20 protein-coding genes are annotated in these 22,291 nt (G+C 36.9%); 15 read left to right on the forward strand and 5 right to left on the reverse strand.

Going from position 1 to position 22,291, the window contains the following annotated elements; translation table 11 throughout:
* Nucleotides 1–873, reverse strand: an 873-nt coding sequence (locus ACFI34_RS14550) for a LysR family transcriptional regulator (protein WP_462674000.1), incomplete at its 3' end; no start/stop codon positions are given.
* A 180-nt stretch (nt 874–1,053) separates the two neighbouring features.
* Between ACFI34_RS14550 and ACFI34_RS14555 the strand changes: the two genes are divergently transcribed.
* Entirely contained in the window at nt 1,054–2,022 is a 969-nt protein-coding gene (locus tag ACFI34_RS14555) for a class 1 fructose-bisphosphatase (protein WP_462674001.1), read from the forward strand.
* A gap of 258 nt (nt 2,023–2,280) precedes the next feature.
* Nucleotides 2,281–2,955: a hypothetical protein gene (locus ACFI34_RS14560; protein ID WP_462674002.1), complete on the forward strand. Its 675-nt coding sequence runs from the start codon at nt 2,281–2,283 to the stop codon at nt 2,953–2,955.
* A 45-nt stretch (nt 2,956–3,000) separates the two neighbouring features.
* Here ACFI34_RS14560 and ACFI34_RS14565 read toward each other — a convergent pair whose 3' ends face one another.
* A complete protein-coding gene (locus ACFI34_RS14565) occupies nt 3,001–3,831 on the reverse strand; it encodes a DeoR/GlpR family DNA-binding transcription regulator (RefSeq protein ID WP_462674003.1) in 831 nt (276 codons plus the stop codon).
* A gap of 330 nt (nt 3,832–4,161) precedes the next feature.
* Between ACFI34_RS14565 and ACFI34_RS14570 the strand changes: the two genes are divergently transcribed.
* The 9 genes from ACFI34_RS14570 (at nt 4,162) to ACFI34_RS14610 (ending at nt 12,553) form a co-directional block, all read left to right on the forward strand.
* Nucleotides 4,162–5,073 carry a sugar kinase gene (locus ACFI34_RS14570; protein WP_462674004.1) on the forward strand — a complete coding sequence of 304 codons (912 nt, stop codon included), beginning with the start codon at nt 4,162–4,164 and terminating at the stop codon, nt 5,071–5,073.
* Nucleotides 5,073–6,062 (forward strand): TRAP transporter substrate-binding protein, encoded by a 990-nt coding sequence (locus ACFI34_RS14575; protein ID WP_462674005.1) that lies wholly within the window; start codon nt 5,073–5,075, stop codon nt 6,060–6,062. The genes ACFI34_RS14570 and ACFI34_RS14575 overlap by 1 nt, the downstream gene beginning before the upstream one ends.
* Complete coding sequence (locus ACFI34_RS14580) at nt 6,062–6,565, forward strand: TRAP transporter small permease (protein WP_462674006.1); 504 nt, start codon at nt 6,062–6,064, stop codon at nt 6,563–6,565. Before ACFI34_RS14575 ends, ACFI34_RS14580 begins: the two co-directional genes overlap by 1 nt.
* Nucleotides 6,562–7,854 carry a TRAP transporter large permease gene (locus tag ACFI34_RS14585; RefSeq protein ID WP_462674007.1) on the forward strand — a complete coding sequence of 431 codons (1,293 nt, stop codon included), beginning with the start codon at nt 6,562–6,564 and terminating at the stop codon, nt 7,852–7,854. The genes ACFI34_RS14580 and ACFI34_RS14585 overlap by 4 nt, the downstream gene beginning before the upstream one ends.
* 23 nt (nt 7,855–7,877) lie before the next feature.
* Nucleotides 7,878–8,651, forward strand: a complete 774-nt coding sequence (locus ACFI34_RS14590) for a glucose 1-dehydrogenase (protein ID WP_462674008.1) — start codon at nt 7,878–7,880, stop codon at nt 8,649–8,651.
* Between the two features lie 55 nt (nt 8,652–8,706).
* The gene (kduI, locus tag ACFI34_RS14595) at nt 8,707–9,537 is read left to right on the forward strand and encodes a 5-dehydro-4-deoxy-D-glucuronate isomerase (protein ID WP_462674009.1); all 831 of its coding nucleotides are present in this window, start codon (nt 8,707–8,709) and stop codon (nt 9,535–9,537) included.
* A 209-nt stretch (nt 9,538–9,746) separates the two neighbouring features.
* The gene (locus tag ACFI34_RS14600) at nt 9,747–10,901 is read left to right on the forward strand and encodes an NAD(P) transhydrogenase subunit alpha (protein WP_462674010.1); all 1,155 of its coding nucleotides are present in this window, start codon (nt 9,747–9,749) and stop codon (nt 10,899–10,901) included.
* Entirely contained in the window at nt 10,898–11,173 is a 276-nt protein-coding gene (locus ACFI34_RS14605; RefSeq protein WP_462674011.1) for an NAD(P) transhydrogenase subunit alpha part 2, read from the forward strand. Before ACFI34_RS14600 ends, ACFI34_RS14605 begins: the two co-directional genes overlap by 4 nt.
* 9 nt (nt 11,174–11,182) lie before the next feature.
* Nucleotides 11,183–12,553 carry an NAD(P)(+) transhydrogenase (Re/Si-specific) subunit beta gene (locus tag ACFI34_RS14610; protein ID WP_462674012.1) on the forward strand — a complete coding sequence of 457 codons (1,371 nt, stop codon included), beginning with the start codon at nt 11,183–11,185 and terminating at the stop codon, nt 12,551–12,553.
* Nucleotides 12,554–12,637: 84 nt separating this feature from the next.
* On the opposite strand, the gene ACFI34_RS14615 is transcribed toward ACFI34_RS14610, so the two are convergent.
* A complete protein-coding gene (locus tag ACFI34_RS14615) occupies nt 12,638–13,417 on the reverse strand; it encodes a DeoR/GlpR family DNA-binding transcription regulator (RefSeq protein WP_462674013.1) in 780 nt (259 codons plus the stop codon).
* A 300-nt stretch (nt 13,418–13,717) separates the two neighbouring features.
* Between ACFI34_RS14615 and ACFI34_RS14620 the strand changes: the two genes are divergently transcribed.
* From ACFI34_RS14620 to ACFI34_RS14635, 4 genes are all read left to right on the forward strand, one after another.
* Nucleotides 13,718–15,130 (forward strand): FGGY-family carbohydrate kinase, encoded by a 1,413-nt coding sequence (locus tag ACFI34_RS14620; RefSeq protein WP_462674014.1) that lies wholly within the window; start codon nt 13,718–13,720, stop codon nt 15,128–15,130.
* 597 nt (nt 15,131–15,727) lie between these two features.
* On the forward strand, nt 15,728–16,732 hold the full coding sequence (locus ACFI34_RS14625; RefSeq protein ID WP_462674015.1) for a tyrosine-type recombinase/integrase: 1,005 nt from the start codon (nt 15,728–15,730) through the stop codon (nt 16,730–16,732).
* Between the two features lie 78 nt (nt 16,733–16,810).
* Nucleotides 16,811–18,154 (forward strand): ATP-binding protein, encoded by a 1,344-nt coding sequence (locus ACFI34_RS14630; RefSeq protein WP_462674016.1) that lies wholly within the window; start codon nt 16,811–16,813, stop codon nt 18,152–18,154.
* Between the two features lie 184 nt (nt 18,155–18,338).
* Complete coding sequence (locus tag ACFI34_RS14635; protein WP_462674017.1) at nt 18,339–19,208, forward strand: DNA replication terminus site-binding protein; 870 nt, start codon at nt 18,339–18,341, stop codon at nt 19,206–19,208.
* A gap of 108 nt (nt 19,209–19,316) precedes the next feature.
* On the opposite strand, the gene ACFI34_RS14640 is transcribed toward ACFI34_RS14635, so the two are convergent.
* Nucleotides 19,317–20,729, reverse strand: a complete 1,413-nt coding sequence (locus ACFI34_RS14640; RefSeq protein WP_462674018.1) for a BNR-4 repeat-containing protein — start codon at nt 20,727–20,729, stop codon at nt 19,317–19,319.
* A gap of 160 nt (nt 20,730–20,889) precedes the next feature.
* On the reverse strand, nt 20,890–22,254 hold the full coding sequence (locus tag ACFI34_RS14645; RefSeq protein WP_462674019.1) for a BNR repeat-containing protein: 1,365 nt from the start codon (nt 22,252–22,254) through the stop codon (nt 20,890–20,892).
* Nucleotides 22,255–22,291: the final 37 nt, after the last annotated feature.

The raw sequence follows: 22,291 nt of genomic DNA on the forward strand, positions 1-22,291 counted from the left end.
TTTTTTTATATTTTCAATGAGCAAGGTTATTTTTTCTGGTTTATGTCGTGTGTAGGGGTAAATGGCAAATACACCTAGAGAACGTGCTTTATATTGATGTAACATTTGTACTAGTGAGCCACTTTGAAGCTCTTCGTATACGCTGCACTTCGGAACATAAATCAAACCTATATCATTCAAAGCTGCTTTTTTCAGTGAAAGGGCATTATTAGATGACATACTCCCTTTGACTAGAATTGACTTTTGTTGTCCGTTCTTAGTGAAGCGCCATTCATTACTGCCGTTTGCTTGTAGATCATAACAAAGGCAATTATGCGCTTTCAGATCTTCGATTTCTTCAAGCTTATGGCCACTCTCTAGATACTTTGGTGAGCAGCAAACTACCCAACTTGATTGTAATAGAGGCACTGCAATGAGAGATGAATCTGCGAGATCTGCTGTTCTTATAGCTAAATCTACTCCTTCTTCGACTAAATCAATAAGCTTGTTCTCAAGCCTTAACTCAATCGTAACCTTAGGGTACTTTTTACAAAAATTAGCGACTAAATCAGCTAATAGTAGCTCCCCTGAAATTGTAGGAACTGACATAACAATATGGCCAGATATTTCTTGAGAAAGCTCATTTATAGCAGTAAAGGCATCATTAGCTTGTTGGTTAATACCTTTTGCATGTTTATATAGAAGTTTTCCAGCATCTGTAAGGCTTAGCTTTCGTGTTGTTCTATAGAGTAGTTGGATGTTTAATTCTTGCTCTAATGCCGACACTTTTTTACTGATAACAGTCTTTGATAAACCAATTTTTAATGCTGCCTGACTGAATGAGTTTTCCTCAACAACAGCGGCAAAAATAGCGAGTTCAGATGCACCTATCATTAGCAGCCTGATTATGTCTAATATCGAAATAGTTTGTTTATTTATTGTCAATATACACATAAATAACATAGGAGTATATTATTTTTATGATAATTCGCTAGTAAGTGTTTTCGTCCATCTGCTGGAAAAGCTGGCGAGTAGTGACGTTTAAAGATCATGATAAAAACGTAGGAAAGTAAATTGCAAAGATTAATACCGGTACTAAAAAAAGATAATGTTGAGCTAGAATTAATTATGTTGATCAGAACAATTCTTGCAGCTTCTAAAGAGATTTCATTCAGAGTCAGCCAGGGAGCTTTGGCAGGTGTACTCGGTTCTACGTTGGATGAAAACATTCAGGGTGAAGTACAAAAAAAACTTGACGTTATCGCCAACCAGTTACTCAAAGATATGTTGTTGAATGATGACTCTGTTCGCGCAATTGCTTCAGAAGAAGAAGATTTTGTTGTAGCTGGGACGCCAAATGCGCCATATATCGTCGCTTTTGATCCCTTAGACGGTTCTTCGAATGTAGATATAAATGGTCAAATTGGCACTATTTTTACTATTTATAAAGCAAGAGATGACGTTGCTGATGACAGTGATGAACAATTTTCTCAATGTGGCAATCAGCAACTGTGTGCTGGTTATGTATTATACGGCGCATCGACTTTACTAGTTATGACAACGGGTGGACCTACACGTTGCTTTACGCTGGATTTAACACATGGTGGCTATTTACTTACTGATAGTAGCTGTAAAATTCCACTTAAAACAAAAGAGTTTGCTGTTAATTTAGCAAACTATAGGTATTGGTTCGAGCGTGAGCAGTTTTATTTTGATGAAATTTTATTTCAAAATGAAGAACATGCAGGTTCATCTATGCGATGGAATGCAGCTATGGTTGGCGACATGCATAGAATTATATGTAGAGGTGGTATATTTTTATATCCTGCAGATAGTAGAAAAACGAGCCGTAATGGCAAAATTAGGCTGCTTTATGAGGCAAATCCATTAGCGATGCTTGTTGAAAATAGCGGCGGAAGAGCAACAAGCTTAGGTCAAAAAATATTAGATATTCAGCCTGAGTCTTTACACCAAAGAGTACCAGTAGCCCTTGGCTCTAAAGAGCAAGTTGATGAGTATAATAAAGTAACGTTAAAGTTATAGTATTCGCGTAAAAGTTATTTCTTTTATTATATAAACTACCTGCACTTTACCTTTAATATTTTTAAAGTGTTAGTGGCATTAACGTTTAATTCCATACTTTAAACCAATACCTCTTAGGTATTGGTTTCATTAACTGTAATTGATAGGCAGAAATATAAAAATTAAAAAATTTTTATATTTAAAAGTTTCATAAACTTATTATTTATGTCCTCAGTTCACCATTGCTTAATAATTTTAAGTGCTTATAGGATTTCAAAGTTGCTTAGTCATATATTTGATATTGATGGCACCCTAACTAGAACAGGGTACGACTTATGGTTTTTAACAATGAAAGAGTTGTGTGAACCAATTGCTTTTAACCGTTTAGTTTTAAACTGGAATGTTAATGATAGAACACACGAAAATGCTCACAAACGGCTCGTTGATGGGCTTAATTTACTTAAAGCGGTCAGCAATCCAGAAGAAAAGTTATTTAAAACGGCAAAGCGATTAACACTCAGTTTGATCCATCAAAATATAATACCCAATAAGGCAATATTGACACTACGTCAAAGCATTCAATTATGCGATTTAGTGGTATTAAACACAGCTAACTTTGCAGAGGCTGCTAAAGGATTTACTGCAGCCCTATTAGAGAGCGGATTAATCACTCAGGTTGAACATGATAAGATCGTTGTTTTGGCTACAAATATTAATTGGGATTCATTTTCTGCGCAGTGTTTTAATGTGGGTGATGTAAAAATACACACATATTACAGATACTTACAAAGCCAGAATTACGTAGTTAAGGTCCCGGATAAAGTGTTTGTTGATGATCCATTTTTTAGTGATGCCTCACTTGTAACTGAGGCACTACAGGTCGTATTAATAGATAATCCTCAAAATAGAGATTACTCAAGAAACGTTGGGTTTGAAAGGGTCTTTTGGGCGTAGTAGCTTAACACAAGCGGCGAGACTGATTGCTAATGATTGAGTTAATCAATCAATAGCCTCCACTACAATAACTTCAATATCTTGCTCTTCAAACGTTTTAATAAGTTTTGGATTCGCATTTGAATCTGTAATTAATATGTCGACCTCTGTTAAAGGACAAAAAATAAAGTTACTTTGCTGACCAAGCTTTGTGCTATCAGCTAAAATAACTAATTTCTCTGTTTGTTTTTTTAATTTTTTTTCAGAACGAATTAATAGAGGATCGGATTCCATAACACCAAATTCACCTACGCCAGGTGTCCCCATAAACATCATAGTTCCTCTGTAGTTCTCAGTGGTATCACTTTCATAGGAGCTCAATATGATCCCTTGATCCCTGTATATCTCACCACCCGGAAGGGATACTTGGTTTGTACTATTTTCCGAAATGTAATTGGCTAAAACAAATGAATTAGTCAATACATTAAGCTGTAATTTATCAAGGTACTCGCCCATCATGAAAGTCGAGCTGCCTCCGTTGATAATGATAGAATCTCCGTTGGCACATAATTCTACAGCACGTTTTGCAATTAACTTTTTTGTTTTAGCATTCTTTGTTTTATCTAAAATAAATGATGAGCTGGAGATATTTTTTTTCTTTTTCTTTTTTGATATGGACTCTGCTCCACCTCTTATTTTAGTAATTTCACCACGGTTAGACATTTTTGTTATATCGCGTCTAATAGTTGCTTCTGAAGCATTTAATAGTTGAGTTAAGCTTCGCACACTTGCGAATTGGCGTTGCTCAAGAATATTAATTATTAATTGTTGCCTGTGCTTTTCCAGCATAGGGAGCGTTTTTTCACTATTTGGAATACTATCAGAAGATTTATTCATGTTCACTGGAGGTTATATCATTTATTACACTATTGTATCACAAATGACTAAAAAAGAAATTCTTTGAGTTTTTTTGACTGTTCTGTTGTGGTTGGTCAGTTTATTAGTTTATTTTAACCGTTTTGTAGCTTTTTAATTCTCATTTAAACATAAATAATCACCTAATATTTGATAATTAGTTACATTTAATCAATATCGCTCAATATAATCATTTACAATCATTTAACGTGCAGTTAGAATCGACCAGCTAAACGCTTTTTTAATAAGAATACTAAATAGCCGTTGTGTATCTAAAAGTGGCTTATCTAGATTTGATCTGAGGATGTAATTGTGAAAGTAGCTGTATTAGGTGAATGCATGATTGAATTAAGTCAGCAAGTTGGTGACCAATTTAAAATTGGTTTTGGTGGAGACACTTTAAATACCGCTATTTATTTATGCCGTTGTAACGGTGAAGCTGACTATTTTACCGCATTAGGAAATGATCCATACAGCCAAAGCATGCTTAATGCTTGGCAAGACGAAGGGGTTGGCATTGAACATGTAAAAATTAAAAATAACGCATTGCCAGGGCTCTATATCATCAATAATGATGAAGATGGAGAGCGTCATTTCCAATATTGGAGACAAAATTCTCCTGCTCGGACACTGCTTTCTGACTACCCCTCTGTATTAGATGAAATTAAATCATATGACATGATCTTTCTAAGCGGGATTACTTTATCCCTTTATCCTCAAGATGACTTGATTGCACTTTTTAACTGTTTATCCCAATACCGAAAGCAAGGTGGAATCGTTGTTTTTGACAATAATTATCGAGCGCGTAATTGGATGGATTTAAACACAGCTGTTGACGTTTTTTCTAAAATGATGACGTTAACAGATGTTGCACTTATTAGTTTTGATGACGAAAAATCTTTGTATGGTGAACACTCAGTAGAACAATGTATAAATCGATGGGTAGAGGACGGTGTTGAAGAAGTGGTAGTAAAAAATGGACATCATGGCTGCCATCTATATAAAAATAAACAAGTCAGTTTTCATCCTTTAAAGTCTGTTTTAAAGCCAGTTGATACAACAGCCGCAGGAGACTCATTCAATGGTGCATACTTAGCTGCTAAATTGCAAAGTAAAGATATAAAAGATTGCATCAGTGCAGGGCAGCAATGTGCAAGTACAGTAATTATGCACAAAGGCGCAATTATTAATCGAGATATTGCTTTAACAGATGGAGGCTCATAATGTCTGTAAATACGTCCATTAAAATAGTCGTTGCTCTAGCATTGTGCATGTGTATATCTGCTTGTAGTAATGATGATAGGCATACATCTATTCGCCTTGCTCACCATTTGGATACTCAACATCCTGTTCATAAATCGTTGGTACATATGAATGAAGTATTGCAAAAACTATCTGGTGGAACAATGGAGCTGGTAATTTATCCCTCCGCACAAGTAGGTACAGAGCGTGAAGTGTTGGAGCTATTGCAAATTGGTAGTATGGGAATGACTAAAGTTTCTGCCAGCTCCTTAGAAGCATTCGTACCGCAAATGAAAGTATTTAGCCTTCCTTATCTGTTCGATAACCACGCGCATTATTGGAAAACATTGGAAAGTGATATTGGTCAAGACTTACTAGACGCAGGTACTCCATTTTTAATTAAAGGTCTGGGGTATTTTGATGCAGGAAGTCGTAGCTTTTATACCACAAAGAAAAAAGTAGAAACGCCCAGTGATCTTGCTGGCTTAAAAATCCGAGTTATGAGCAGTCAAACGGCCGTTGATATGGTTAACACTATGGGGGGGGCAGCTACTCCTGTGAGCTGGGGAGAGCTCTATACCTCATTACAGCAAGGGATTGTTGGTGGCGCTGAAAATAACCCTCCAAGCTTCTATTATTCAAAACATTATGAAGTCAGTAAGTACTATTTGTTGGATGAACATACCTCTATTCCCGATGTGATCGTTATAGGAACTAAAGTATGGGATAAGTTAACCACGCAAGAGCAAGGCTGGCTAAGTGAAGCAATGCATCAAGCAACAGAGTATCAGAAAGTACTTTGGGCAGAGTCAACTGCCATGTCTTTAAAAAAAGTAAAAGAAGCTGGCGTGAAGGTAATGGAAGCTGACAAAGCACTGTTTCAAGATAGTGTTAAACCAATCTATGAGTCACTTGAGGGGACTATTCTAGAGCCTGTGGTTGAAAGCATTAAAGCTTTAGGGGAAGAATAATGAAGCTTTACGAAAATATTTTACAGCATATAGACAAATTCTTACGAATCATGCTGGCCATTATGCTGACATTATTAGTTATTGACGTAACTTGGCAAGTTGTAACTCGATTTTTATTACCACAACCCAGCTCATTTACCGAAGAGGTTGCGCGTTTTTTACTAATTTGGATAAGCCTATTGGGTGGAGCATATGCTTATAGAGAACATAGCCACTTGGGCTTCGATTTAATTGTAAGAAACTTGAGCGCTTTTAAAGCAAAGATTGTATTTAAGTTTTGTTGTTTTTTGGTTGCCATTTTTGCAATCAGTGTTTTGATAGTCGGCGGCTTCAATTTAGTGCATCTGACTTGGAAATTAGGGCAACACTCGGCAGTGCTCAATGTACCAATGGCTGGCGTGTACCTTGTTTTACCACTGAGTGGATTATTATTTTTAGCGTATAGCGTTTATTTCTTTTTTAATACTCAAAGTTATTGTTTAGAGCAGGAGGACATCACATGATTACGATGATTCTATTTGGTGTCTTCGCTATTTTATTGCTAATCAACCTACCTATTGCACTGGCTATAATATTTGCTACGTTAGTAACTATGTTGTTTACCATAGACACACTTCCAGCCTTGACTACTATCGCTCAGCGGTTAACTGCGGGTATAGATAGTTTTGCATTACTTGCTATCCCTTTCTTCATTTTATCTGGCTATATAATGGGGCAGGGAGGAATTGCTCTTAGATTAATTGAGTTCGCGAAAGTATTAGTAGGGCGCTTGCCGGGTGGCCTTGCATTTGTAAATGTGATTTCGTGTGCACTTTTTGGTTCTATTTCTGGCTCAGCGGTTGCTGCTACTTCAGCAATTGGTGGCTTTATGATACCAGCTATGAATAAAGAGGGTTATAACAAGCCATTTAGTACAGCAGTTACCGTTACTGCCGCAACCACTGGCATGCTTATTCCACCTAGTAACATATTAATTATTTATTCACTTGCAAGCGGTGGTGTGTCTATTGCTGCATTGTTTATTGCGGGATACTTACCAGGGTTACTTGTTACATTTCTGCTAATTGCAGCTGCGGCTATCTATGTTAAGCGAAAAAATATTCAACCATTATCTGAAAGCTCAATAGGTCCTTTTTGGCCGTCATTATTTGGTGCAGTGCCAAGCTTATTTTTAATATTTTTAATTATTGGCGGGATTATTGGTGGCTTCTTCACCCCCACAGAAGCAGGGGCTATTGCTGTATTATATTCACTTGCGGTCTCGCTGTGTTTTTACAAAGAGCTGTCGTTCAAAGATTTATACCCTATTTTATTAAAATCAGTAAATACGACTGCAATAGTTATGTTATTGATTGGGGCCTCTTCAGCAATGTCTTGGTTAATGTCTTACGAGCTAATACCACAAACAATTAGCCAAACCCTGCTTGCATTGTCGGATAACCCATTAATGATTCTATTAATTATTAATATTACGCTGTTACTGATTGGAACATTTATGGATATGACCCCTGCGGTCCTTATTTTTACGCCTATTTTTCTACCCGTTGCTGAGTCTTTAGGTATTTCACCTTTACACTTTGGCATCATGATGATTTTAAATTTATCAATCGGATTATGTACGCCACCAGTGGGAAGCGTTCTATTTGTTGGCTGTAGTATTGGTAAAGTGTCTATAAGTGACATAGTAAAACCAATACTGCCGCTTTACATAGCAATGGTGGTTGCGCTTATTTTAGTGACAATCTTTCCGCAGATTAGTGAATTTTTACCCCAACTTTTAGGCTTAATTTAAGCTATTTATATAGGAATTTAACAATGAACACATATTTACAGCAACAGTTTGGCTTAGAAAACAAGGTAGCAGTTATTACTGGCGCGAGCCGTGGGTTAGGTCAGGCTATGGCAATTGCATTGGGTGAAGCTGGTGCAACGGTTGTAGCCATTGGTTCAAAGGTTGAGAATGTTGCAAGTACAATCTCTCTATTAAAAGAGAAGGGGATTACTTGTTTAGCTCTTGGTTGTGACCAAGGCGATGGTGAGCAAATAAACCAAGCAATAGCCGATACAATTAGTGAATTTGGCCGAATAGATATTCTTGTTAATAATGCTGGCACGATTAAACGCTCACCTGCTCATGAGTTTTCAGATGACGACTGGAATGAAGTTATTAATACTAATTTAAATGGTGTGTTTAAATTTTGTCGCGAAGCGGGAAAACATATGCTTAAACAAGGTTCTGGAAAAATCATTAATATCGCCTCGTTGTTAAGCTTTTCTGGTGGTATCACTGTGCCAGCTTATGCTGCTAGCAAAGGTGGCGTTGCTCAGTTAACGAAAGCATTGGCAAACGAATGGGCTGCCAATAATATTCAAGTCAATGCAATTGCGCCTGGTTATTTCGAAACCGACAATACATATAACCTTCGCCAAGACAAAGAGCGTCATCAAAGTATAACCTCTCGTATTCCAAGTGGTGTATGGGGTAAGCCAGAAGATTTAGCCGGTGCTACTGTTTTCTTATCAAGTAATGCTGCGAATTATGTAAACGGTCATGTCATGTTAGTTGATGGCGGGTGGATGGCGCGCTAAGCCATCAACAAATTTAATTTTTAAATGTATAAATTTCTTATACGAAGGGGTCTTTATGAACTTTATGTTCTCAGCTGATATCAGAAGTTATAAAACAATGCGTAATGATGAGTTACGTGACGCTTTTGTAACTGCACCATTATTCGAAGCTGGTAAAATCAATTTAACTTATACCGATGTTGATCGCGCAGTTATTGGTGGTATTACACCTGCCGCCGACTCAATTATTCTTCCTACTCATAAAGAGCTAGCAGCTGATTACTTTTGTCAGCGCCGTGAAGTTGGTGTAATCAATATTGGTGGTGAAGGTGTAATTGTTGTTGATGGCACATCATATCCAATGAATAACCGCGACAGCTTATATATTGCTAAAGAAAGTAAAGTTGTAGAATTTTCATCTAAAGATGAAAATGTGCCAGCTAAGTTTTATTTAGCGTCTTATCCTGCGCATCGCGTAACAAAAACAGTGCACGTTCCTAAGAGTAAGGCAAAGTTCATTGAGTTGGGCTCGCAGGAAACTTCGAACGAGCGAACTATATTCCAATCTATTCGTCCAGGTATTGTTGACAGCTGTCAATTAGTAATGGGGATTACAGAACTTAAAAAAGGTAGTGTTTGGAATACCAAGCCACCTCATACTCACTTTAGACGAACAGAAGTTTACATGTATTTTGACTTACCAAAAGATGAAAAAGTATTTCATTTAATGGGAGAACCTTCTGAAGTGCGGACATTACCTATAGAAAGTGAGGTGGCTATAGCATCACCAAACTGGTCTATTCACAGTGGTGTTGGAACATCAAACTACACATTCATTTGGGCAATGGGTGGAGAGAACCAAGAGTTTGATGACATGGATCATATTGAGGTAAGTGCATTACGTTAACTAGTTATGCATTTTAACTGAGCGATCGCCCACTTCTGTGTTGGCGTTCGCCAACCAAATAAGACCCAAACAGTTCTTATAAAGTAACCACTTTCACTTTATATGTTTGGGTTTATTCAAATTTATCCACTTTATGGATATTAAAGTCGTGTCCACCAATATCTGTTGGAGGATTTATTGCACCTTAAATTTAGGAATGAGGAAAATTTATGGCCAACATAGTTTGTCTAAAGGAAAAGGGTACCCGCGAGCGGCGGTGTGGCTTATTACCAGCAAATGTTAAGTCTTATGTTTTGTTAGGCACTGATGTAATTGTTGAATCAGGTCTAGGAGAAAATGTTTTTATCACCGATGAAGAATACGCTAATGCTGGAGCTACTGTTCTGAGTAATCGAGCTGAAATTATAGCTCAAGCTGACGTTATTTTATCTGTAGATAAACTCCCCATAGAAGACGTAATACTTGCGAAAGGGAAGACGGTTATTAGCTTTTTAGACCCTTTCAATAGCCATGATTATGTAGACTTGCTGTGTCAGCATCAGGTAACGAGCTTAAGTGTGGAAATGATACCTCGTAGTACGCGTTGTCAAAAAATGGATGCATTAAGTTCGCAAGCTAGCCTAGCAGGCTATGTGATGGTAACCAAAGCAATTACAGAGCTTCCAAGTATTTTACCAATGATGATGACTGCTGCCGGAACAATTAAACCAGCAAAAGTATTTGTTATTGGTGCTGGTGTCGCAGGATTACAAGCTATTGCGACGGCTAAACGATTAGGTGCTGCAGTAACTGCATTTGATACTCGAGCTGTTGTAGCAGAGCAAGTACGCTCGTTAGGTGCTAAGTTTTTGGATATTGACCTAGGGGAAACAGGCCAAACAACCCAAGGATATGCGCAAGCGCTTAATGATAGCCAAATGGCTAAACAGCAAGATGCCCAAGCCCAATGTATTGCCCAATCAGATATTGTTATCACAACTGCACAATTATTTGGTCGTAAGCCACCAGTATTAATAAATCACGATACAATAAAGTTAATGAAAGCTGGGTCGGTTATTGTCGATATGGCAGCTGAAAATGGTGGTAATGTTGCAGGTTCGATTGCGGGTCAAACTACCGTCATTGAAGGGGTAAAAGTAATAGGCACCGGTAATTGGTCAAGTGAAGTAGCACTGAATGCTTCACAAATGTATGCCAATAATTTGTTTAACCTCGTTAGTGAGTTTTGGCAAAAAGATACTAAGCAATTTTTAATTAATCTCAAAGACGATATACAGGCAAGTGCTGTCATTACTCATCAAGGCAACATTACGAATCAAACTATTAGTGATTTACGATCACAACCAATGGAGCAAGCATCATGACTGGTATTTATCTTTTATTTATCCTGATGCTGGCTATATTTGTTGGCTTTGAGTTAATTCGTAAAGTTCCTGCAACTTTACATACACCACTTATGTCGGGCGCTAATGCAATCTCAGGTATCACAGTTATAGGTGCCTTGAGTTTAGCCGGTGGTGAGTCTGATCACTTAGCAACATGGCTTGGTGTAGTCGCTGTAATGTTAGCCACCATAAATGTAGTTGGTGGTTATTTAGTAACCGACCGCATGCTTGCAATGTTTAAAAAGCGCTAGGAGATAAAAATGACAGATTACTTAATACTGATAAACGCGGTGTATGTATTGTGTGCATTGCTCTTTATTTTTGGCCTAAAACTATTGAGCCATCCTTCTACTGCACGTAAAGGAAACCTTCTATCAAGCCTTGCGATGCTCATTGCTGTTGTTGTTACACTGCTGGACAAACAAATTATTTCGTTCGAATTTATTGTTGGGGCAATAGTCATTGGGTCTGCGGTAGGTGTGTTCGCTGCAAAGAAGATTGAAATGACCTCTATGCCTGAACTTGTATCGCTATTTAATGGTGTAGGTGGCTTAGCAAGCTTAGCTGTTGCATATGCTGCTATAGTTAGCGGCGCATCTGCTACCGTATTCGTTTTAGTGGTTAGCTTTTTAGCATTATTAATTGGTGCAGTCACATTTTCAGGTAGTATTGTTGCTTGGGCTAAATTAAGCGAGCGCATTGTAGGTCGTCCTATTGTATTTAAAGGTCAGGCTATTGCGAATGTATTGCTAATTTTTGCAATAGCTACATCAGGGTATTTACTCGTTTCACAGCCAGAGGTTACTACATGGCATTATATTGCAATTGGTTTGGCCTTGTTAATGGGGGTGATGTTAGTATTACCTATCGGTGGTGCAGATATGCCGGTAGTAATTTCATTACTGAATAGCTACTCTGGCTTAGCGGCATGTGCAGCCGGTTTCGCACTAGAAAATAATTTGCTTATCGTTGCAGGCGCATTGGTTGGAGCAAGTGGCATAATTCTAACAAATATTATGTGTAAAGCGATGAACCGCTCACTAGTCAATGTACTCACATCAGGCTTTCAAAAAGTTCACATGAATGAAATGAAAATAGAAGGTGAGATTAAACCTCTAAGCCCAGACGATGCATTTTATGTATTAGAAGCAGCTCAGTCTGTACTTGTGATCCCTGGGTATGGTATGGCAGTAGCGCAAGCACAGCATACAATGAAGGAGCTGCAAGCTCTATTAGAAAACAACGGTGCAGAAGTTGCCTATGCAATTCACCCAGTGGCAGGGCGCATGCCTGGTCATATGAACGTATTACTTGCTGAAGCGGATGTCTCTTACGAGCAATTATTTGAAATGGATGAAATTAATCCACGAATTGAAGGCTTTGATGTCGCTATAGTGATAGGTGCAAATGATGTAGTTAATCCTGCGGCGCGTGAAATGGTGGGTAGTCCTATTTATGGTATGCCAGTGATTAACGCCGACTTAGCTAAAAATGTATTTGTTTTAAAACGAGGTATGGCTACGGGTTTCGCTGGTGTAGATAATCCTCTGTTTTTCAAGCCAAACTGTAGAATGATTTTTGGAGATGCTAAAGAAACACTAAATAGTTTAGTGCGTCAATTTGCCGATTAATACAGACGTAAACCTGAGTAATAGCGTACCAAATAACATTTGAGATACGCTATTTCTCTAATTTAAAAATATAAACCTATTAGTTTAGTTGTCTAATGATTCAACGATAATGACTTCAATATCTTTGCTTTCAAAATATCTGATCATTTCTTTATCGGCATCAGAATCAGTTATAAGCACGTCTACGTCTTCAAGAGGGCAGAAAACAAAATTACTGCGTTTACCTAATTTAGTGCTGTCTGCAAGGATAATTAATTTATCAGTTTGTTTTTTTAGTTTTTGTTCTGAAAGTATCAATAACGGATCTGACTCCATCACACCAAACGCACCTATGCCAGGGGTGCCCATAAACATTTTTGAACTACGATAATGCTCTGTATTATCTTTTTCATAAGAGCTTAAGATGATGCCCTGTTCACGATAAATCTCCCCTCCAGGTAGTGACACTAAATTATCACTATTTTCTGAAAGAAGATTAGCCAGTACGAATGAGTTGGTTAAAATATTTAGATTTTTTTCTGCAAGATATTCACCCATCATATAAGTAGAGCTACCACCATTTATAATAATAGAGTCATTATCGTCACATAATTCGACCGCTTTTTGTGCAATAAGCTTCTTTGTATCGGTACGTTTTGTTTTATCAACCTCAAACGCTGAACTTTGAATATTTTTACGTTTGTTGGAAAGAGACTCAGCACCTCCTCTAATTTTTATAATTTCCCCACGATTAGACATTTTTGTTAAGTCTCGGCGAATGGTTGCTTCAGAGGAAGATAAGGTTTCAGTTAAAACTTTGACACTAACAAAACTTTGGCGATCCACGATTTCTTTAATCAGCTGCTGTCTATGCTTTTCTAACATTTATAACTATTCCATTAACCAAAAAGGGATATATGCATTTCGTGATACATATACAATGTTAAAAGTTTATCACTATATAAGTTAAAAAGGAAAAAATAGGTTTTACGGATATTTACATGTTGAAATTTTTTATGTACTGAATGAATTACGTTATTTACTGCAACGGTAATTTTTAAAATAAACGCTTTCACCCCTCCCATTCGCTCAAACTCGGTCCAAACTAATCATTTGCAATCACCTTCTTTCTGTGTAAACTAAGATGTATATATTTCTATGTAAATTAATAATAAGCAATAAAAAATGATTGAAATGATGCGGTATTCTTTGGTTATAGATATAGGTAAAACACATGTAAAACTGCATGTGTTAGATGATAAATATAATTCTGTATTTTCCAAACAAATGAAAAATACAGTAGTGAAGGAAGGCCATTTCCCTAGTATTAATACAAGCGAGATTTGGGGGTGGCTAATAGCAGGTATTAAAGAGATCACACCAAAATACAGAATCAATGCAATTAATATAACAACGCATGGGGCTACGGCTGCGTTGATTGATCGTAATGCGATAGGTACCGATGGTCTTGTGCTTCCTATTCTGGATTATGAATACGCAGATGTTTATGAGCAAAGCCCTGAATATGAAAGTATCCGGCCTTCGTTCAATGATACTTTTTCACCGTCATTACCAGCTGGATTGAATTTAGGTCGTCAATTATATTGGCTTAAAAGAAAATTCCCTAATGAGTTTGCAAAGGTTACGGATATACTTATGTATCCTCAATATTGGGTGTGGCGCTTTACTGGACAAAGAGTAAATGAAATAACATCCTTGGGTTGCCACACAGATTTATGGTCAATTCAGAGCAATACGTATTCCTCTTTGGTAGATCATTTAGAGTGTGAGAAATTACTTCCTGATATCAAGCCCGCTTGGTTTAATTGTGGCAAAGTATCATCTTCACTTATAGCTGAGCTTGGACTTGACCCTCAATGCCACTTTTTTAACGGTATTCATGATAGTAATGCGAGTTTTTTAAGATACAAACTGACCCAAAATAAAGCACCTTTCACCGTAATATCGACTGGAACGTGGACTATTTTGATGTCATCTCAGGTCCCACTCAGTAACCTCGATGCTGATAAAGATATGCTCGCTAATATTGATGCTATGCAGCAGCCGATTGCTTGTGCTCGCTTCATGGGCGGCAGAGAATTTGAAGCTATTTGTGAGCGAGCAGGCTCTTGGCTTGGCGAGCAATTTAATGTTGACGACATTCAAAATGTAATTGATCAACAAGTGTTTGCATTGCCTGACTTCAGTAATGGAAGTGGCCCATTTGGAGGTGCTATGTGTGGTTTTACTACCAATACAGATAAAGTAAGTGGTATTGCATTAGCAACGATATACAGTGCTTTAATGATAGATTATCAGCTGGATATGTTGGGCGCCAAAGGCGACATTTTTATTGAAGGCGCATTTTTGAAGAACCCTTTATTATGCGCTGTTTTAAATCAGTTAAGAGAAAATAATAAAGTGATTCTGTCAAAGGACTCTACAGGGACAGTACAAGGTGCTGGTTATTTATCTGATTGGGGCAATGTTCAGTGTGAAATTGAATGTGAACCCTCGTCAACTACTGAGCTTTATAACCTTTTAGGGTATAAGAAACAGTGGCGAGAATATGCTGAATCTAGATCTACTGTATTATAGGGATCAGCTTTTAATCTACTGAGGCCCATTTTTATTATCTTTAGGTGTAATCTATGCGGATAAATACACTTAATGGTTTTAAATGTGCCTCAACCTCAAAATGTAAGCAACTATTGAGATAGGTTAGTAAAAATCTGCTTTGTAATCTAGATGCTTGTACTCTATTTTTATAAGTTGAGTTTAATGTGCTTTATTGTTTTTAAAATGTTATTTGACGCGGATAGTAAGGTTGCTGCCAGTGGTTTAAAAAGTTAGTAAATATTGGAATAAAACAATATTAAGTTTAACCATAATTAATAAGGTTTTTGAGCACACTAACTGCTTTCATGTAATCCCCCCCTGCAACTCCAATTAAGTTAGTTAAAATTTGCAATGGCAAAGTTGGTTTTTCCTTTTATATTTTATTTATTCTCCGTACCCTACTTTACTTTTTTAATGGCGTTTATTTAATTAAAATATACTAGGGTAATGTGTAAGAAAAAGCATTTAATAATTAATTTAACATAATAAAGCAATTGGTGTAAATGGACGTTTACACAAGTAATTTTTAAGTGTATAAATATGTAGATTAATATGTTGAAGGAAATTGGGTGCATTATGAAAAGTAGGTTAAAAAAAATTATGGACCATGATGTAAAGCAATTACCAGCAACAAAACAGAATTTAATTCATACTGTACGTGTTGATAATAAATGTCCGATATTTAACTATATACATTCATTGAATGCTGATACCTCAAAACAAACAGCGATACGTTGCTTACAAGCAATAGCAAAACACAATAACTATTCATCTTTCTACGATATCAATTGGCGTGAAATAACATCTGTAGATATAAATAGTTTAATTCATACACTAAAAGATAAAGGTCTTTCACCAAAATCCATTTCACTTTACGTCTCTATAGCCAAAAGCGTATGCGAACACGCATATTTACTTGGCCAAATATCTCGCCTACAGCTAGATGGAGTTTTAAAAGTTAAAGGTTCTACCGGTTCACGTATAAAAAAGCATAAAGTAATTGACCGAAATGAATTTCAAGCTTTACTTCTACGCATTGAAACTAGCAACCCATTTAATAAAGTAAAACTGATAAGAGATAAAGCCATCTTTCACTTATTGATAGGTACTGGGCTCAGAAGAAATGAACTGGCAAATATTCAGCTCTCTTCCTTAGATATAGAAATAAGCAAGCGACGTACTATTTTTATTAGCTCTCAATACATTAAGATAGTTGGTAAAGGTAACAAAGAAAGGTATGTAGCGCTTCATCCTGTGACTAAAGCTGCTTTAGAGGACTGGATAAATATAAGAGGCATACTTAGCGGCCCGATTTTCATAAAAGTATCCAAGAACGGGAGTTTTTCTATAAGAAAAAATAACTTTTTAACAGGAAATGCAATTTATGAGCTATGCAGAAAGTACAACACAGTTGCCCCTCATTCGTTAAGGCGATCTTACGCGACCTGGCTTGATGATAAAGGAGTCAAAATTAGTCGTATCAGTAAGCTTTTAGGCCATGCGAAAGAAGTTACAACGGCTTTGTATATTGTTAATGATGAAGAGAAAGCTTACGAGGATGTTTTAAATAGCTTGTTTTAGTATTGATATATACTTATTATTGCTACCGTAATAAAATTTACTGTAATATTAATTACAGTGCATTTAAGGGGCTAGTGTATGCAAAAGTTTTATAATAGAGAAGTTCAGCTTAATAAGTTACGAACGATCTCTGATGATATAGGACAATCTAAAGGTCGGTTAAGTGTCGTTGTTGGTCGTAGGCGTGTTGGAAAAACACGCTTACTTAATGAGGCTTTTCAAGGTATTGCGCAGAAACACCTTTATTTATTTGTAAGTCGAAAATCTGAGAGTGCGTTAGTCAGCGAATTTTCAGCTATATTGCAAAATGAATTGAATACAAAGTTCTTTAAGCCCGAGTCTTTGAAAGATATATATGAATACTTACTCGATTACTCCACACATACACCTATTACTGTCGTTATTGATGAATTTCAGGATATTGAACGAGTAAACAATAGCCTATTTTCAGATTTACAAAACCTATGGGACGAATACAAAAATAAATCGATGATGCATTTGGTTTGTTGCGGGTCTATGTACAATTTAATGACAAGAATCTTTAAGGATGAAAAGCAGCCATTACTGAACCGTGATGATTACTTTTTTAAAGTTAATCCTTTGGCGCCGAATTATATAAAAGCAATTATGAAGGATAATGATAAATATACGCCAAACGATATGCTTATTTGGTGGTGTTTATCTGGCGGCATACCTAAATACCTTGAGTGGCTAACTAATGCAGGTAGTTCACCTTTTGACACGCTAATTTCAAATGGTTCGCCCTTAATAAAAGAGGGGATGCATCGACTTGTGGAAGATTTTGGCTCTGAGCACCGTGCATATTTTGATATTTTAGGTGCTATAGCCAGTGGCTACAATAGCCGGCCCCGAATAGAGAGTTATTTAGATACGAGTGTCGGCGTACACTTAGATAAGTTAGAAAAAGATTTTGATATCATTATTAAGCTCAGACCGATTACTGCAAAAGAAAACTCTAGAGACATTCGCTATAAGATTGCAGATGAATTTTTAAGTTTTTGGTTTCGTTTTATATATAGTAACCGAAGTGCGGTTGAAATAGAGAACTACGACTTCATAAGACGCATAGTATATAGGGACTTTGATACGTATTCGGGTACCCAGCTAGAGGAATTATTTAAAGCTATTATTATAGAATCAAAGCAATTTAACAATATTGGTAGTTATTGGAATAGTAAAGGTGAAGATGAAATCGATATTGTTGCTATTAACGATTTAGATAAAGAAATTTTAATCGCTGAAGTTAAGCGCCAATACAAAAAGTATAGTGAGCCTAAACTAATACTAAAATCTAAGAGTTTACTGCAAAACTTAAACAAAAAGGGTTATAGAGTTTCATATAGAGGGTTTTCACTAGACAATTTAGATGATATTCAGAATGAGTTTAAAAAGGGAGCATGATCTTACCCCTAACAATTAAATACCTGACTAATTTTAGCAAAGGTAACTAAAACAATTACTATACCATCATACTAAAATCTACTTTTAGACTTCTTTCTTTAAGCGGTTACTATTTAAATTATCGGCTATACACCGGGGCAAAAGTCTGACATATTGTTAATATTTAGTATGATGGTATAGTTTTATGTCTTTATATATGGAAATAGCTTGTGCGTATAATCAGCTAGTACAATTTACAGATTTACTAAACCAATCTTTATTGGAAACAGAGGTAATTCATGCGCAGTGTTATAAGTTACCCGCTGTAGCAGGTGATGTGTCAGATTCAAGTGGGTGGGAATTCATCGAGCCTGAGTCTTTTACCGGTTTCACAGCTCTTAGTATGGCTACGGGGGCATTCTCTAGATTCACGCCAGATTACCAACACTCTGCGAAATACCCATTTCGTTTACCAGGAATTATTCAATTAAGCCCAGTGCACCGAGAGCGTATTTCAAATCTAGTCTATCAATGTAATCACCTAAAATTAAAAATTAAAAGTTTAATTAACTCAAGCACACTAAATCATACAAAAAAACGTGAATTAATACAGAGCGTATGCCCAAACGCAATTACTTTACAAATTTATCGCTTAATTAAAACTACTAGCTCACCTGTAAAACGGGTTGGATTCACATGGTGTAATAAAAACAGCATGCGTAAAATAAGAAAAAGTGAGTTTTTAGACTATCTACAAAGAAGTAAAAATAATCCACCGACAGGGCAAACTAAGGCACAATGGGCTCCCTGGGTGGATAAAGAAATTGCTTTGATCAACAAAAAGGCTGGAGAGTATGTGCGGATAAAACGTCCATTACCCATTGTGCCTAAGTTAAATATTTCTTTTACTGACGACACAAAAACAATTATGTTTTACGGGCACTTACCCGTTATCACTTTCACAGAGCAGCCAATAAAAATCAGCCCGCTAAAATGCTACATAAATGAAAAAAATAAAAAACAACTTTACGATTACCTAATTAAACGGCTATATATTGTAAACTCAGCCTCCTAGGAGGGGGTATTTTTAACCCAATTTAGTAGCACCAAACTACCATCAACACAATGACTGGTACTTGCATTAGTTACTGTAAATGCCAGTCATTGTGTAACTGACTTTGTGTTAATTGCCAATTTCTGACTTTAAGCGGGCAATAGGCCCACTGTCGCCAATTAAATATACCTTTCTATTGGCTTTTCCTTTTTGTTTTTCTGCGACAATCATTCTAGCATCAGGGTGTCCATTCTTAATAATTGAGGTAATTGCCCAATTTGAATTACTCCGTCTGATAAGTTCATCACCTTTACTAAAAGTTTTGCCTGCATCACTGCTATTCCAATATGAAATAACAGCTTCTTTTCCCTCTTTAGATTCTAAAATAAAACTTAAATCTTTAGGGCTTTTAACTATAAAATCGCCACGTGTATCGTAATTTTTAGAAACAGACTTTAAATCAACGGCATCATTTGCAAGCCAATTATGACCATCCCAACGAATATGTGTTGTTTGCTTTGGCCCACCCGTTTTCATGCCTATATCTTTGCCGATATTAGTTGCTAAATGCGGATAGCCGCTAGAGTCAAGGTGAACTGTCCCATTAAAAGTCCATTTCTCACCCGTATTCAAAGCAAGCGTTTTTTCATCTGCAATTTCACGAGTAATTGGAAGTGGAAGCTGTTCATCTTTTACGTTGCGCCATTCGTCATTTTTAGTATCAAATGTCATGTAGTAGGCATTATGTCGTTCAGTTGTATGACCTCGCCCATTAATACCTGCTTTCCCATCCCAGCAAACATGGTAATCGTAGCCAATTATAATTTCATCATTTCTTCCTTTTTCAACCCATGCATACCAGCTATCAACTGCTTTAATGTCATCGCGTCTTTTATGCTTTAAAAATGAAACTGGTTCTTCAAATGTACGGCCGTGGTCGGTTGATTTTTGATATACCCAATCACTTCGGTGCGCTCCATGCCTATAAAATAAATAAATATCACCATTATCCATTTTTACTGCTTGGTTATAAGTACCGAAAACAGGAATGGTATCTAGCTCTTCCCAGCTGCTGATATCATAAGGCTTTTTTGTAACTGCATGAATATTTCTACCATAGTGAATATTACCCAATGGGTTTTTACCATGTTTAGGCATGCCTCCATGACCACCAAAAAATACGTGAATATAACCTAAATCGTCCATAAGAATAGTTGGTTTACCGTGATTATCTATTTTACTTCTTGATGGATCTTTACCCATGTCACTTATGCCAGCTTTATATGGCCCTTTCCACTCTTTGGTCTCATGATTATAAGAAGCGACATAGGGATCTTCTAAAGGACCTTGGTACGAAACATACGTTACCCCGTCATGGTAAATACCTGCAGGGTGTTGAACAATGGCTAAGGGGTTACCAATTGCATTATCAGCAAAGTAATCAACATAGTTATCATTCTTTGGTTGATTATAACTACAACCAGTTAAAAGTATTGCAGCGCATGTTGTCATTACACTGAGTGGTTTAATTATTTTTTTCATTATTGTTACCTGTGAATTAACCGCTTAAGTGCTAAGTTATTTAATCATTTGTGTGCATGAGTGATAATGATTTAATCTGTATGAAAATGCAAGATAGTGGTTGATTAAGATGAAAAACCCCCACTAAAATTTGTGGGGGCACAAAAGCCTAAAATTTAATTTACCTAATCTGGTTTTCATCAATTCCAGTTAATGTAAGTACACTCGGTTGGGAAATATACGGGTGAGCACTGTCTCTATTTCCTGGTTGATTTAACCAAGATAAATAAAACTTTTTACCAAAGGCTGAAGAGTCTCCTTTCCCCTCAAAAACATGGTTTTCTAATTTAATCAGCCCATTACCTTGTGACAGGTGGGGATTAGCAACCTCAGTCGCTGTATTAATAATAGGCGGGTAAATATCAGCTTCCTCAACTTTAATCGTTTTTAGGCTATGACTATCTAGTATAAAACGCATAACATCATCATTTCGTCGAGCTAATACTGTTAGTTTATTATTTTCTAGTAGCTCGGGTGAGTATGGTTTGACCTTAAACCGACCTAGCGACCCGTGCCCATCAAAGTCCCAACGGAACCCTTTCCAATCACTAATTTGTACTACTTCCCAATCCTTGCCTTCTTTTCGTGCAACGTATATTTGAGTATCGCCATTTGCATCATATTTATGATATGAGATGATAGGCTGCTTATTGTGGTCAAACCCGATCTTTACATTCCCATTAATCATTCCACCAAAGGGTGGAACAGGGTCAACGACTTCAGCACTTTTCGCAGTAATAGGTAACGAAATATCTTCACCGTTTGAATTTTGCCAATTAATTAGGTCTTCGCTTTTTGCATACGACAAACTGTGATTAGTCGCCGCATTGGGTGTATTGCGCCATACCCAAATTAAATGGAACATTCCATCAGGGCCTAGTGTAGGTCCTTCGAAATAACCACTCATTTTACCTTCGCCATCTAAGAAAGTATTGGCGTGTAACCTGCTCCATGACTTCGATTGAGTATTATAAATGTTGTAAATCTCGCTACCATTACCACTTCCACCATCTCGATACTTTACAATAAGTTGATCTTGTTTGTTGCGAAGAAAAACAGGGTAAGTCATTCTTTTTTCAAGTGACTTTTCAGCCATAACAGAAACACGCTTCAATGAACGTACATTCAAAGGCTCTGACATACGAAAATACTCAAGTGGATCTGCATGCATGTTACCCATGACATGTAAGTAACCTTCAGAATCTAGCTCCATAGTGACATAGTTATGGCTATCCCATCCTAACCAGCTGTCTACTTTGTAGTATCTCCACTTACCACCTAGCTGCCTATGTGCCACCGTCATTTGGCGATTTGCATCATAATAAGCTACAAATTGTTGCTCGCCTCGAGTTAGTAAGTAAGGTTTAATTCTGTGCCCAGACCATACACGATCAACCGCTATTGAAGTAACTGCTCGATCTTGTTGACGTGATTGCGATGCAAAACTGATTAGAGCAGTTAAAAAAACTAAGCAGCAAACAAACATATGTCTAGCTTTAAGATTACGCCTTGAGTGCATAATG

The organism is Pseudoalteromonas sp. PSi26 (assembly GCF_054960575.1).